This window comes from Amycolatopsis sp. DG1A-15b (assembly GCF_030285645.1).
Taxonomy (GTDB): Bacteria; Actinomycetota; Actinomycetes; order Mycobacteriales; family Pseudonocardiaceae; genus Amycolatopsis.
The window spans coordinates 7920965-7933548 of sequence record NZ_CP127296.1 but is presented as its reverse complement, the minus strand read 5'-3'; the positions used below and the strand labels follow the sequence as shown (position 1 = coordinate 7933548).

Sequence of the window (12584 nt, the reverse complement as noted above, 5' to 3'; positions counted from 1 at the left end):
GATCGGCGGGCCGTGGGTGATCGAAGTCATGCCGGCGTAACCGGATGCTGCTTGCGCCGATACGGGAATGCGCACGACGCTCGGCACGTCGGGCTCTATGCAGGCAACGAAAGGAACGCTCATGGCACCGGTCCGGGTCGGCATCGTCGGGCTCAGCGCGAACGGCGGCTGGGCCGCGACCGCGCACGTGCCCGCGCTGGCCGCGGTGGACGGCTACGAACTCCGCGCGCTCGCCGGCAGCAGCGCCGAGTCGGCGCGGGTGGCCGGCGAGAAGTACGGCGTGCCGCTGACCTTCGGCCACGCCGGGGAACTCGCCCGGCACCCGGAGGTCGACCTCGTGGTGGTCGCCGTGAAGGTGCCGCAGCACCGGGCGCTCATCGAGCCCGCGCTCGCCGCGGGCAAGCAGGTGCTGAGCGAGTGGCCGCTGGGCGTGAGCCTCGCCGAAACCGAGGTGCTGGCCGAAGCCGCCCGGGAGAAGACGACCGCGGTCGGCCTGCAGGGACGGTCCGCGCCCGCGTTGCGCTACCTGCGCGACCTCATCAAGGACGGCTACGTCGGTCGCGTGCTTTCGACGTCGCTGATCGCTTCGGGCGCGAATTGGGGCCCATCCGTGCGGGCCGGCCGCGACTACCAGCTGCACCCCGCGGGCGGGGCGACGATGCTGACCATCCCGTTCGCGCACACCGTCGACGCGCTGGCCATGGTCCTCGGCGGCTTCGCCGAGCTCTCGGCGACGATGGCGACCGTCCGGCCGCGGGTGCGCGACGAGGTCACCGGCGAGTCCGTCGAGATGACCGCACCGGACCAGATCGCGGTGACCGGCGTGCTGACCGGAGGCGCCGTCGCGTCGCTGCACCTGCGTGGCGGGACGTCGCCGGCCACGGACTTCCACTGGGAGATCAACGGCACCGAGGGCACGCTGGTCGTCGAGGCGGCGGACCCGCTGTTCTGGATCGCCAAGCTGACCCTGCGCGGCAGCCGGACCGGCACCCTGGAAAAGCTCACCGTGCCCGCGCGGTACGAGCTGCCGCAGCTGGCCGGCCGCAGCGCCGAACCCTCGTACAACGTGGCACACGCGTACGCCCGGCACCTCAAGGGCGACCTGCCGGACTTCGCGCACGCCCTGCGCGTGCACCGCGTGCTCGACGCCGTCCAGCGGTCGGCCGACGCCGGGACCCGGATCCAACCGGACGCAGAGTAACTGTTACTGGCGGTTGTAGATTTTCCGCTACTCGCGTCTTACGCTCGGATCATGGACGACGTTGTCTACGACCGTGCGGGCCGGGGCGAGCCACTGGTGCTGATCCACGGCATCGGCCACCGCCGCCAGGCGTGGGCGCCGGTGTTCCCGCTGCTCACGGCCCATCGCGACGTCATCGCCGTCGACCTGCCCGGCTTCGGCGAGTCGCCCGAGCCGTCCGGCGGGTACGGCATCGAGCCTGCGCTGGTGATGTTCAAGGAGCTCTTCACCGACCTCGGGCTCGACCGGCCGCACGTCGCCGGCAACTCGCTCGGCGGCCTGCTGTCGCTGGCCCTCGGGCAGGCCGGCTTGGTCCGCAGCGTCACGGCGCTGTCGCCGGCCGGGCTGTGGAACCGGACCCAGAAGATGTACGCGATCGCCACCCTCAAAGCCCACCGGGCCCTGGCGCAGCGCACGCCACCGCACGTCGTGCGCCGCATCGCCGCGAGCGCGTCCGGGCGGCGCGCGCTGACCGGGATGATCGTCGGGCGGCCCGAGCTGCAGACACCCGACACCGTCGTCGAGGACGCGCACGCCCTCGCCACCGCGCCGGGCTTCGAGCCCACCGCCGCGCAGTCCCGGGGCGACTTCCGCTTCACCGGACCCGTCACCGATGTCCCGGTGACGATCGCCTGGGCCGAGCGCGACCGGATCCTGGCCCGCCCACGCGTCGCCGACCTGCGGAAAGTCGCCCCGCACGGGGTGTTCCGGCTGCTACCGGGCTGCGGGCACGTGCCGATGAACGACGACCCGGAACTCGTCGCGCGGGTGCTGCTCGACGGGAGCCGTTAGGTGACGTTCGCTTTACGTCCGTCTTTTGACCCTGGTAGGTGACTGCTTCGCGAGGCAGAATCCTCCGCCGTGCGCCCGTTCGGGGACCTGGGGCGCGAATCGGAGGAAGAACACTCATGAGGCTTTCGACCCGGCTCGCGGTGTTCGCCGCGGCCGCGCTGGCGACCACGGCGGTGACCACCGCACCCGCGTCCGCGGGCCAGCGCCCGGATCCCACCACCGACGTCCGGATCATCGGGTTCAACGACCTGCACGGCAACCTGGAGCCGCCGTCGGGCTCCAGCGGGCGCGTGGTGCAGTCGGACGGGACCACTGTGGACGCCGGCGGGGCCGCCTACCTGGCCACGCACGTGAAGCAGCTGCGGGCGCAGGTGGCCAACTCGTTCGTCGTGTCCGCCGGTGACAACATCGGCGCGTCGCCGCTGACGTCGGCGTTGTTCCACGACGAGCCGACCATCGACTTCCTGAACATGCTGGGCGTCTCCGCGTCCGTCGTCGGGAACCACGAGTTCGACGAGGGCTACAAGGAACTGCAGCGCATGCAGTTCGGCGGCTGCCACCCGACCGACGGCTGCCAGTTCGAGAAGACCTTCAAGGGGGCGAACTTCCCCTTCATCGGGTCCAATGTGTACTTCACCAACGGCCTGCCCGCGCTGTTGCCGTTCACCGTGAAGTTCGAGGGTGGCGTGCCGGTCGGCGTCATCGGCGCCACGCTGAAGGACCTGCCGTCCGTCGTCACGCCGGAGGCGATCAAGGGCCTGAAGTTCGGCGACGAGGTCGAGGCCATCAACCGCACGTCGAACCTGCTCGACTTCTTCGGCGTCAAGGCCCAGGTCGTGCTGATGCACCAGGGCGACGGCACCGAGGTCGAGGGCCCGAACGACTGCAAGCTGCGCCCCGGCCCGGCCGCCGCGATCGCGGCCGCGGTGACGCCGAAGGTCGACGCGTTCTTCACCGGGCACAGCCACCAGCAGTACAACTGCGTGATCAACGACCCGGCCGGCCAGCCGCGGCCGGTCATCCAGGGCTCGTCGTTCGGCAGGCTGCTGTCGGTGGTCGACCTGAAGATCAGCCGCAAGACGCGGGACGTCGTGCGCTCGCAGACCAAGGCCTTCAACGAGATCGTCACCCGCACGGTCATCCCGGACCCGGCCGTGGCCGCGCTGGTCGCCGACGCGAAGACCAAGTCGGCGCCGATCGCGAACAAGCAGGTCGGCACCATTACCGCCGACCTGCCGGCGGCGGGCAACGCGGCCGGCGAGTCCCCGCTCGGCGACGTCATCGCCGACGCGCAGCTCGCGGGCACGCAGTCGAACAACCCGGTCATCGCGATCACGAACCCGGGTGGCATCCGCGCCGACCTGACGTACAAGTCGTCCGCGAACGGCGAGGGTGACGGCGTGGTGACCTACGGCGAGGCGTTCACCGTCCAGCCGTTCTCGAACATCATGCAGACGATCACGCTGACCGGCGCGAACCTGAAGAACGTGCTGGAACAGCAGTGGACCGCGGCCGGCACGAAGATCCTTCAGATCTCGAGCTCGCTGCACTACAGCTACTCGGCGTCCGCGCCGATCGGCTCGCGGGTCTCGAACATCACGGTCAACGGCACGCCGGTCGACCCGGCGGCGACGTTCCGCGTGTCGGTGAACAACTTCCTCGCCGCCGGCGGGGACGGCTTCACCGAGTTCACCAAGGGCACGGACCTGTCGGGTGGCCCGGTGGACCTCGACGCCCTGATCGCCTACCTGGGTGCCCACCCGAACCTGGCCCCGCCCGCGGCGGACCGGATCACCCGCCTGCCGTAGTTCCCGTTTTTGCAAGACACCGGGTCGACAATGGATCCATGACGACCTGGGAAGACGTCGTGCGCCTCGCCTCCGGGCTGCCGGAGGTGGAGGCGTCGACCTGGTACCGCACGCCCGCGCTGAAGGTGGCGGGCAAGGGGTTCGCGCGGCTGCGCACCGAGGCCGAAGGCGGTCTGGTCGTGATGTGCGGGCACGACGAGAAGGCCGCGTTGCTGGATTCCGGCGACGCGGCCTTCTTCACGACCCCGCACTACGACGGGTACGGCTCGATCATCGTCGACCTGGACCGCGTGGACGTCGATCAGCTGCGAGAGCTGCTCGAAGAGGCGTGGCGGCTGAAGGCGCCCAAGCGGCTCACCACTTGAGCTCGCCCTTCAGCATGCTCATCAGGATCATGTCGTGGCGCTCGCCGTCGAGGCCGACGAACGCCTCGCGGTGCCGGCCCTCCTCGACGAAGCCGACCTTGCGGTAGACGTGCCGGGCGACCTCGTTCTCGGCGACGACCCACAGCGTGATCTGGTGCAGCCGCATGTTGTCGAAGCCGTACCGGCACATCAGGCGCAGCGCTTCGGTGCCGTAGCCGCCGCCCGCGCGGTACTCGGCGTCGCCGATGTAGACGTCCAGTGTGGCTTCACCGAGTTCGGGCTCGGCGTCGCGCAGGTCGATGAGGCCGATCAGCTTTCGCTCGGCCTTGGCCTCGATGCCGAGGACGACCTTCCCGTAGGTGTTCAGCGCGCGTTCCTCGCAGCGCTTCCGCACCTGGGCCAGCGACAGCGGGTGTTCGTTGACCATCCACCGGCCGACCTCGGGGTCGTAGGTCCACGGGTGCAGCCGTTCGGCGTCCTCCGGCTCCAGTGCGCGCAGCAGGACGAGTTCCCCCTCGATCATCTCTACTCCCGCTTCAGCACCAGAAAGTCGTTGACATCCAACAAGCCGAGGATCTGCCGGATCGGGACCGGCATGGCCCGTCGCGAATCATCGTGCACGAGCTCGGCGCCGCGCACGTGAATATTTTTCCGCCGGGTGACCAAGGTGCAGCCGCCGGCGGCCAGCACGTTCTTCACCCAGTCGGCGTCCGGCCCGTAGGTCAGCGCGGCGACGAAGCCGTCCTTTGTGCGGAACACGTTGATCGGCGTGCGGAACTCGCGGCCGGACTTCCGTCCCTTGTGGACGACCATGGCAAAGCCGGGCGCCCAGCCGGCGACGTGTCTGAGAACCTGGTTGGTCGCGACGCGGTTGAAGCGGGCGACTCGTTTGGAGAGCACCATGCGCCCATGATGATCCTCCTCGCGGCAGATATCAACAAATGATGAATTAACCGACCGGGTGACCCCGGCTCCCCGCCCGCACCGCACCGATGGTGGGATATGGCGCATGTCGACCGCATGGCCGCTGCGCCAGGACCCGGAAGGGCCGGTCATCATCGCGCTGGCTCTCGTGAACGACCCCGACGCGCTGGGCTTCGTCGTACTGGACGACGAGGACGACTGGTTCATCAGCGACGGCACCGAGCTGTCCGACGACGTGCTGGTCAATCGCGAGAGCTTCGGCAAGATGTCGCTGCGCGAAGCCGTCGAACTGCTGCCGCAGCTGGGTGCGCTGGCGGAGCTGCCGACCGGGATGGCCGCCGACTGGGACCCGGAGCGCCGCACGTGGCTGCTTTCGTCGGTGACCGGCTCCGACGACGAGGACGAGGACGTCCGGCTGCTCGCCCAGCGCCGCGCGGCCTGGGAGTACGAGGGCTCGCCGGACGACGAAGCCCAGATCAGCAGCGGCCTGACCGAGATCCCGACCGGCCCGCAGCAGCCGGTGCGCGCGGTCCGCCAGGTCGTCCGCGAGCAGGACGGCACGTGGCTGTTCGTCGGCTTCGAGGTCCCGGAAGCGGAGGACTTCGAGGTCGAGGGCCTGGAGCTGGAGCACGTGGCGAACCTGTACCCGGACGTGCGCAGCGTGCTCAAGGCCGCACCGGGCCAGGTGTACGACCGCGCCACGCCGGACTCCGACTGGGAGCTCGTCGAGGGTTAGACCTGGACGGGCAGGTGGAAGAGCCCGCGCGTGATCGGGCTCGGCCACCAGGTGAGCTCTTCTTCGGCGACGGCGAGCCGGGCCGCCGGAAGGCGCCTGAGCAGGGTCTCGAAGGCGATGTCGGCCTGCAGCCGGGCCAGGGCCGCGCCGATGCACAGGTGCGGTCCGGCGCCGAAGGCGATGTGCCGCCGTTCTCCGGCCCGCTGTCCCGGCCGGAAGGTGTCCGGCTCCGCGAAGACCGCGGGGTCGCGGTCGGCGGCCAGCACGGAAACGAGGATCGGGTCGCCCGGCCGCATGAGCCGGCCGCCGATCTCGACGTCCTCGGTGGGAAACCGCCAGGTCGCGTTCTGCAGCGGCGCGTGCAGCCGGAGCGTCTCCTCGATGACGGCGGCGCGGTGGGCGGGGTCGGTTCTTGCTTTTGCTGCTTCGCCGGGATGGGTCAGCAGGGCGAGCGCGCCGGTCGCGATCAGCCCCACGGTCGTCTCGTGGCCGCCGATCAGGATCAGGAACGCCGTCGACGTCACCTCGTCCGCGGAGAGCGTGCAGGTGGCTTCCTGGGCGACGAGGTCGCTGATCAGGTCGGTTCCGCGCGTCGTGCGCTTGGCCTCGACGACCTCGGTGACCAGCCGTTCCAGCACGTCGGTGGCTTCGCGGACCTTCGAACCGGCGGTGTCGTCGGCGGAGTCGATGACGAGCGACCACTCGTGCACGTCCTCGCGGTAGGACTCGGGCACCCCGAGCAGGTCGCAGATGATCGCGATCGGCAGCGGGTAGGCGAGGTCGGTGACGAGATCGCCGTGCCCGCGTGCTTCGACGGCGTCGATCAGCTCGTCGGTCACCTGCTGGGCACGCTCGCGCAAGTGCTGCATCCGGCGCGGGCCGAACGCGCCGGCACACGCGCGGCGCAACCGGGTGTGCTCAGGCGGATCGGAGTTGACCATGTGCGACGCGAGCGACGGCCGGTGGTCGAGCGGCAGGCCCATCCCCGAGCGCTGCCACTCGTCGTTGCCGGCGAAGGGGCTCTTGACCAGGGCGGGGTGGTTGAGCGCCGTCACGGCGTCGTCGTACCGCGTGATCAGCCACGCCCAGGTGCCGGTGGGAAAGCCGAGCCGGTGCGGCGGTCGTTCGCGCAGCCAGGCGTAGGCGGGTGAGGGGTCGCGATCGAAGTCCGGACCGAACAGCGCGGGCTCTCCCATGCGTTCACCCTGCCTGCCGGACTTTCTTCCCGACAAGTGTCCCGGCGCGGCTTCGCCCGTTCGTCCTTACAGTGAGAACCGGCGACCAGAGCCGGTCAGGACCCGCGAGGAGCACCTCATGCCCAAGTACGCCGCGATCATCTACGCCTCCGACATCGACCCGACCACGCCCGAGGCCACGGACATGATGAAGGACTACGACGAGTTCGGCGCCGGGGCGGCCGCGGTGATCCGCGGTGGCGCGGCGCTGTACCCGACGGCGACCGCGACGACGGTCCGCGTCACCGGCGGCAAGGGCGGCGACCTCGTCACGAGCGACGGCCCGTACGCGGAGACGAAGGAAGCCCTCACCGGGTTCTACCTGCTCGAATGCGCCGACCTCGACGAAGCGGTCAAGGTCGCCGCGCGGATCCCGGGTGCCTGGGACGGCGCGATCGAGGTCCGGCCGGTCGTCGACTTCGGCAAGTGACCGGCGCCGGGGACGCGGTCGCGCGGCTGGTCCGGGACGAGGGCACCCGGGTACTGGCCACGCTGGTCCGCGTCACCGGCAGCGTCGACCTGGCCGAAGACGCGGTTCAGGACGCCGTCGTGCGCGCGCTGGAGACGTGGCCGCGCGACGGCGTCCCCGGCAACCCACGGGGCTGGCTGCTGGTCGCGGCCCGCCGCCGCGCGGTGGACGTGGTCCGCCGCGAGGCGAAGCGGCAGGGGAAGGAGGCCATCGCGATGCCCGACGTCGACCCGTGCCCCGACCCGGTGGTGGTCCGCGACGACCTGCTGCGGCTGGTCTTCACGTGCTGCCACCCCGCGTTGTCCCTGGACGCCCAGGTGGCTTTGGCGCTTCGGACATTGGGCGGTTTGTCGACGGCGGAGGTTGCCCGGGGCCTGCTGGTCCCCGAAGCGACGATGGCAAAGCGGCTGACGCGCGCGAAGCAGAAGATCGCCCAGGCGCGGATCCCGTACCGGGTCCCGTCGGCGGAGGAGCTGCCGGCGCGGTTGGCCGGCGTGGCGTCGACGGTGTACCTGATCTTCAACGAGGGCTACACGGGCCGGGTTTCACTGCTCGCGGAGGGCGTGCGGCTGGCGCGCATGCTGGTTTCCCTGATGCCGGACGAGCCGACGGCGCTGGGGCTGCTGGCTTTGGTGCTGCTGCAGGACGCCCGCCGTCTCGCCCGGTTCTCTTCGGGCGTACCGGTGTTGCTCTCCGCGCAGGACCGTTCGTCGTGGGACGCATCGTTGATCAAGGAGGGCGTCGAGCTGGTCGCCCGCGCCTTGCGCCGGACACCGTCGGTACCGAACGCGTACGTGGTCCAGGCGGCGATAGCGGCATGCCACGATTTGGCCCCGACGTACGAAGAGACGAACTGGGACGCGGTGATTTCCTGGTACGACGTGTTGTTGTCGGTCCAGGACACCCCGGTGGTCCGCTTGAACCGGGCGGCCGCGGTGGCGGAACGCGACGGGCCTGCTTCGGCATTGGCGCTGGTGGACGCCTTGGCGGGACTGGACGATTACCCGTGGTGGCACGCATCACGAGCGGAGTTGTTGCACCGCATGGGTTCCGCGTCGGCCTTCGAGGCGCTGGCCCGCGCGGTGGAAACCGGTTTGCCCGCTCCCCACGCGGCGCAATTGCGGACGAGAATGGAAAGCGAAAACCCCGGACAGAAGGCCCGGGGTTTCGATGAGAGCGGATGACGGGAATCGAACCCGCGTATTCAGCTTGGGAAGCTGATGTTCTACCATTGAACTACATCCGCAGTGCGTCGCCAGCATACACGGCATCGTGATCCCCCTGTCCAGTGCCCTCCTCCTTGACTCGCGCGCGTCATGTGACAACACTTGTTGTCGACTGGCGGAGGTGAGCGGCATGGACGAGCCCGAGCTGTTCCGGCAAGGCGGGTTCCGGCTGGCCCAGCGGCTGTTCATCGAAGGTGACATCCGGGGTGACGAGCGGCAGGTCGCGCGCATGCGGGAGTTCGCCCAGGTGCAGGACCGGCTCGCCGACGACGTCGTCGCCTGGATGGCGCAGCAGCCCAAGGGGCAGGGGCGCGCCCTCTTCGAAGACGCCCTGGTGAACCGAAGCAGCGCGGCCGGGCCGCTCAAGGACTTCTTCGACCAGGTCGACGCCAAGCCCTACTGGGTCGACGATGAGCGGCTCGAGCGGGGCGCGAAAGCCATCACGCGGGCCGGGCTGCTGGGGCTCTTCCCGCTGGGAGACATGTCGCTGATGGGCGGCTACCTCGCCTCGCGCGCCACGAAATCCCTGGTCGGGACCGGGGAGATCGAATACAAGGCCACCCGGAGGCTGGTCGAGACCGCCGCCTGGTGGATCGACGTCACCACGCCCGGTGCCCTCAAGCACGGTGGGAAGGGGTACGCCTCCGCGCTGCGGATCCGGCTCGTGCACGCCCACGTGCGCGCCGCCATGAACCGGCGGGACGACTGGGACTACGCCGCCTGGGATCGGCCCGTCAACCAGGTGCAGACCGCCGGGACGCTGCTGCTCTTCTCGCTCGTCTACGTCTTCGGCACGCAGCTGCTCGGCCTCCGCTACTCCGCCCGCGAGCGCGGCGACATCCTGCACCTCTGGCGCTACATCGGCTGGCTCATGGGCGTCGACGACGAGCTGCTGCCCGCCTCCGAAGAGGACGCCTGGCGGCTGCTGTGGCTGCTCGCCGCCACCGAATTCATCCCGGACGACGACTCGAAGCGGCTCGCGAAGGCGCTGATCGAGGCCAACGCCGCCGTCGGCGAAGGGCGCGGGGCCGTCGGGAAGGTGCTCTCGCACGTCTCCGTCGCCGTGCACTCGTCGATCAGCCGGCTCGTGCTCGGGAAGACCAACGCCGACTTCCTCGGGCTGCCGAACGATCCCGTCGCGCAGGCCGCGATCGTCGCCGTCGCGGGCGTCAACTTCGCCGCCGAGACCGTGCGGCGGTTCATCCCGGGGGCCACCGCGCTGCAGGAGCGGATCGGGCAGGCCGGGCGCCGCGGGTACGTGAAGCGGCTCGAGAAGATCTTCGCGCCTGACACGACGTACGCGCAGCACATGCGGGCGGCCTGAACCCACCGGATAGGCTTCGGGCCGTGCTGCTCAGTGACCGTGACCTCCGCAAAGAGCTCGACGCCGGCCGGCTCGGCATCGACCCCTTCGATGCCGGCATGGTCCAGCCGTCCAGCATCGACGTCCGGCTCGACCGGTTCTTCCGCGTCTTCGACAACAGCAAGTACACCCACATCGACCCGCAGCTGCAGCAGGACGAGCTGACCTCGCTCGTCGAGAAGGAGGGCGACGAGCCCTTCGTGCTGCACCCCGGCGAGTTCGTGCTCGGCTCGACCTTCGAGCTCGTCACCCTGGCCGACGACCTCGCCGGCCGCCTCGAGGGCAAGTCCTCGCTCGGGCGCCTCGGGCTGCTCACCCACTCGACCGCCGGGTTCATCGACCCCGGTTTCTCCGGGCACATCACCCTGGAGCTGTCGAACGTCGCGAACCTGCCGATCACGCTCTGGCCCGGCATGAAGATCGGCCAGCTGTGCATCTTCCGGCTGTCCAGCTCGGCCGAATTCCCGTACGGCTCGAGCGAGGCCGGGTCCCGCTACCAGGGGCAACGCGGCCCGACCCCGAGCCGGGCGTACAAGAACTTCCACCGCGTCGACACCTGGCGGTAGTGGATTCGCCCTCGGCGGGGGAGAAGTACCTCGGGCGCTAAACGGCGACCTTCTCGTCCCAGTCGATGTGGTGGTTCCACATGAAGGCGTTCGGGTCCTCCTTGAACGGCTTCGAGAACACCCGCTTGATGAAGAAGTCGCGGACGACCCGCCCGACCGGGCCGATCACCTTCTGGTCGCCGTTGCGCTTGCCGGCCGCGACCACCGCTTCGACGCGCCCGCGCCGCAACTTCTCGTACGTGGTCAGCGCGCGCTCGACGTCGGGCACGTCGCGGAGGCATTTGCCCAGCGTGACGGCGTCCTCGATGGCCATCGAGGCGCCCTGGCCCGCCGCCGGTGACGTCGCGTGCGCCGCGTCGCCGATGATCACCATGCGGCCGCGGTGCCAGACCGGGACCGTCGGGAAGTCGTACGTCGGCCAGGCGGGGTAGATCTCCCGCGTCGCGCGGATGATCTCGGCGGCCGGGGTCCGGTCGCGGGCCACCAGGTGCAGGAGCTCGGTGCGCAGCTTCTCGCCGGCGAGCTTGGCCAGCTCGGACGCGGTGGGTTCGGTCTTGCGGGCCGGGTTCGCGAACCACCAGACGCGGCCGTCCGTGCTGACGACGTGGCAGAAGAACACGCGCTTGCCGAAGACCATGTTCAGCACGCCCGGCTCGTCGGGCAGGTCCAGGCCTTCGGCGAACCCGCCGGTGTTCAGCAGCGGGACGTACCGCGGTGACGGCGCGTCCGGGTCGATGATCGTGCGGACGCGGGAGCGGAGGCCGTCGGCGCCGATCAGGAGGTCGCCCTGCGCGTGCGAGCCGTCGGAGAAGTCCGCTCTGACGTGCGTGTCCGTCTGGCTCGCGCCGATCAGGCGCTTGCCGTACTCGACGCGGATGCCGCGTCGCGCGGCCTCGTCGCGCAACGCCACGTAGAGGTCGGAACGGAGGACGGTCTGGCTCACCGTGCCGTCCGGGAGGGCGCCGCCCAGGGGGAATTCGGCGAGCCGCGTGCCGTTGCCGAGCCCGATCGACATCCGCGGTGAGTCGAAGCCCGCGCTGCGGACGACCTCCTTGAGGCCGAGCGGGAGCAACGCGTCCAGGCCGTTGACGGCCAGCGTCAGGAACGCGCCGACGCCCTCGGCGCCGCGGTCGTACGCCTCGAACAGCAGCGGCTCGTGCCCGGCTTCGTGGAGGGCGATGGCCGTGATCGTGCCCGCGACGCCACCCCCGATGATCAGTGCCCGTGTCATGTGTTTCGACCCCTCGAATGTCTTAGAAAGTAATTCGTTCTGTCGAACTAAAGAGTGGGCTAGGCTGGTCGCCGTGTCAAGCGAGCGAACGAAACTCGTCGAAGAAGTCCTGCTCAGGTCGCGGGAGCTGTCGACGGAGACGGTCATGTTCCACACCGCGATCTCCGAGACCCGGGGGCTGTCGGCGGTGGAGAGCAAGGTCCTGGACTACCTCGCGCGCTTCGGGCCGCAGACGCCGAAGGATCTCGCCCGGCTGTCGGGGCTCGCGCCCGCTTCGGTGACGGCGATGATCGACCGGCTGGAGCGCAAGGGGATCGTCAACCGCGAGCCGCACCCGGAGGACCGGCGCAAGATCCTCATCGCCCTGGACCTGCAGTCCATTGCGAGCGGCGTGCACCTGTGGGACCACCTCGTCAAAGGCATGTACGAGCTCTGCGACCGCTACACCGACGACGAGCTCCGGACGGTCATCGGGTTCGTCCAGGCCGCCACCGCCCTCACCCACGAGTCGACGGAGAAGCTGACCGGCTCCGGCGCCGGGCTCACGAACGAGTGAGTTTGAAGGCGTAAAACCGGGTCCCGTGCCACGCTCCCAAGGTCGTCTCGGCCCCGGAGGTGGCGAGGAGTGC

The 12584-nt window shown here is 69.9% G+C and carries 14 protein-coding genes and 1 tRNA gene; 10 read left to right on the top strand and 5 right to left on the bottom strand.

The window, feature by feature from the left end; genetic code table 11:
* The first annotated feature begins 121 nt into the window (after positions 1-121).
* The 4 genes from QRY02_RS36660 (at position 122) to QRY02_RS36645 (ending at position 4205) form a co-directional block, all read left to right on the top strand.
* Positions 122-1201 (top strand): Gfo/Idh/MocA family protein, encoded by a 1080-nt coding sequence (locus tag QRY02_RS36660; RefSeq protein ID WP_285987353.1) that lies wholly within the window; start codon positions 122-124, stop codon positions 1199-1201.
* 51 nt (positions 1202-1252) lie between these two features.
* Positions 1253-2032 carry an alpha/beta fold hydrolase gene (locus QRY02_RS36655; protein WP_285987352.1) on the top strand — a complete coding sequence of 260 codons (780 nt, stop codon included), beginning with the start codon at positions 1253-1255 and terminating at the stop codon, positions 2030-2032.
* Positions 2033-2148: 116 nt separating this feature from the next.
* The gene (locus tag QRY02_RS36650; protein ID WP_285987351.1) at positions 2149-3840 is read left to right on the top strand and encodes a bifunctional metallophosphatase/5'-nucleotidase; all 1692 of its coding nucleotides are present in this window, start codon (positions 2149-2151) and stop codon (positions 3838-3840) included.
* 38 nt (positions 3841-3878) lie between these two features.
* Positions 3879-4205, top strand: a complete 327-nt coding sequence (locus QRY02_RS36645) for an MmcQ/YjbR family DNA-binding protein (RefSeq protein ID WP_285987350.1) — start codon at positions 3879-3881, stop codon at positions 4203-4205.
* Here QRY02_RS36645 and QRY02_RS36640 read toward each other — a convergent pair.
* Both QRY02_RS36640 and QRY02_RS36635 read right to left on the bottom strand, forming a co-directional pair.
* Positions 4195-4728, bottom strand: coding sequence for a GNAT family N-acetyltransferase (locus tag QRY02_RS36640; RefSeq protein WP_285987349.1), 534 nt, complete (start codon positions 4726-4728; stop codon positions 4195-4197). The two genes, QRY02_RS36645 and QRY02_RS36640, sit on opposite strands and share 11 nt — an antisense overlap.
* Positions 4729-4730: 2 nt before the next feature.
* The gene (locus QRY02_RS36635) at positions 4731-5108 is read right to left on the bottom strand and encodes a nitroreductase family deazaflavin-dependent oxidoreductase (protein WP_285987348.1); all 378 of its coding nucleotides are present in this window, start codon (positions 5106-5108) and stop codon (positions 4731-4733) included.
* A 106-nt stretch (positions 5109-5214) separates the two neighbouring features.
* On the opposite strand from QRY02_RS36635, the gene QRY02_RS36630 reads away from it, so the two are divergent.
* Positions 5215-5865, top strand: coding sequence for a hypothetical protein (locus tag QRY02_RS36630; RefSeq protein WP_285987347.1), 651 nt, complete (start codon positions 5215-5217; stop codon positions 5863-5865).
* Here QRY02_RS36630 and QRY02_RS36625 read toward each other — a convergent pair.
* The gene (locus QRY02_RS36625) at positions 5862-7061 is read right to left on the bottom strand and encodes a cytochrome P450 family protein (protein WP_285987346.1); all 1200 of its coding nucleotides are present in this window, start codon (positions 7059-7061) and stop codon (positions 5862-5864) included. The two genes, QRY02_RS36630 and QRY02_RS36625, sit on opposite strands and share 4 nt — an antisense overlap.
* Before the next feature lie 118 nt (positions 7062-7179).
* Here QRY02_RS36625 and QRY02_RS36620 point away from each other — a divergent pair, with 118 nt between their 5' ends.
* On the top strand, positions 7180-7530 hold the full coding sequence (locus QRY02_RS36620; protein ID WP_285987345.1) for a YciI family protein: 351 nt from the start codon (positions 7180-7182) through the stop codon (positions 7528-7530).
* On the top strand, positions 7527-8753 hold the full coding sequence (locus tag QRY02_RS36615) for an RNA polymerase sigma factor (RefSeq protein WP_285987344.1): 1227 nt from the start codon (positions 7527-7529) through the stop codon (positions 8751-8753). Before QRY02_RS36620 ends, QRY02_RS36615 begins: the two co-directional genes overlap by 4 nt.
* Here QRY02_RS36615 and QRY02_RS36610 read toward each other — a convergent pair.
* Positions 8745-8815 (bottom strand) — tRNA-Gly (locus QRY02_RS36610). The two genes, QRY02_RS36615 and QRY02_RS36610, sit on opposite strands and share 9 nt — an antisense overlap.
* A gap of 110 nt (positions 8816-8925) precedes the next feature.
* Here QRY02_RS36610 and QRY02_RS36605 point away from each other — a divergent pair.
* Together QRY02_RS36605 and dcd are read left to right on the top strand one after the other, a co-directional pair.
* Complete coding sequence (locus tag QRY02_RS36605) at positions 8926-10119, top strand: oxygenase MpaB family protein (RefSeq protein WP_285987343.1); 1194 nt, start codon at positions 8926-8928, stop codon at positions 10117-10119.
* Positions 10120-10142: 23 nt separating this feature from the next.
* Positions 10143-10724, top strand: coding sequence for a dCTP deaminase (gene dcd, locus QRY02_RS36600; protein WP_086671086.1), 582 nt, complete (start codon positions 10143-10145; stop codon positions 10722-10724).
* Between the two features lie 37 nt (positions 10725-10761).
* Here dcd and QRY02_RS36595 read toward each other — a convergent pair whose 3' ends face one another.
* The gene (locus tag QRY02_RS36595; protein ID WP_285987342.1) at positions 10762-11955 is read right to left on the bottom strand and encodes an FAD-dependent oxidoreductase; all 1194 of its coding nucleotides are present in this window, start codon (positions 11953-11955) and stop codon (positions 10762-10764) included.
* A gap of 73 nt (positions 11956-12028) precedes the next feature.
* Between QRY02_RS36595 and QRY02_RS36590 the strand changes: the two genes are divergently transcribed.
* Positions 12029-12511: a MarR family transcriptional regulator gene (locus QRY02_RS36590; RefSeq protein WP_285987341.1), complete on the top strand. Its 483-nt coding sequence runs from the start codon at positions 12029-12031 to the stop codon at positions 12509-12511.
* Positions 12512-12584: the final 73 nt, after the last annotated feature.

Bases quoted from the DNA above. Each gene is read 5' to 3' on its own strand.
- QRY02_RS36660 (WP_285987353.1), top strand. From the start codon at position 122: ATGGCACCGGTCCGGGTCGGCATCGTCGGGCTCAGCGCGAACGGCGGC.
- QRY02_RS36655 (WP_285987352.1), top strand. From the start codon at position 1,253: ATGGACGACGTTGTCTACGACCGTGCGGGCCGGGGCGAGCCACTGGTG.
- QRY02_RS36650 (WP_285987351.1), top strand. From the start codon at position 2,149: ATGAGGCTTTCGACCCGGCTCGCGGTGTTCGCCGCGGCCGCGCTGGCG.
- QRY02_RS36645 (WP_285987350.1), top strand. From the start codon at position 3,879: ATGACGACCTGGGAAGACGTCGTGCGCCTCGCCTCCGGGCTGCCGGAG.
- QRY02_RS36640 (WP_285987349.1), bottom strand. From the start codon at position 4,728: ATGATCGAGGGGGAACTCGTCCTGCTGCGCGCACTGGAGCCGGAGGAC.
- QRY02_RS36635 (WP_285987348.1), bottom strand. From the start codon at position 5,108: ATGGTGCTCTCCAAACGAGTCGCCCGCTTCAACCGCGTCGCGACCAAC.
- QRY02_RS36630 (WP_285987347.1), top strand. From the start codon at position 5,215: ATGTCGACCGCATGGCCGCTGCGCCAGGACCCGGAAGGGCCGGTCATC.
- QRY02_RS36625 (WP_285987346.1), bottom strand. From the start codon at position 7,061: ATGGGAGAGCCCGCGCTGTTCGGTCCGGACTTCGATCGCGACCCCTCA.
- QRY02_RS36620 (WP_285987345.1), top strand. From the start codon at position 7,180: ATGCCCAAGTACGCCGCGATCATCTACGCCTCCGACATCGACCCGACC.
- QRY02_RS36605 (WP_285987343.1), top strand. From the start codon at position 8,926: ATGGACGAGCCCGAGCTGTTCCGGCAAGGCGGGTTCCGGCTGGCCCAG.
- QRY02_RS36595 (WP_285987342.1), bottom strand. From the start codon at position 11,955: ATGACACGGGCACTGATCATCGGGGGTGGCGTCGCGGGCACGATCACG.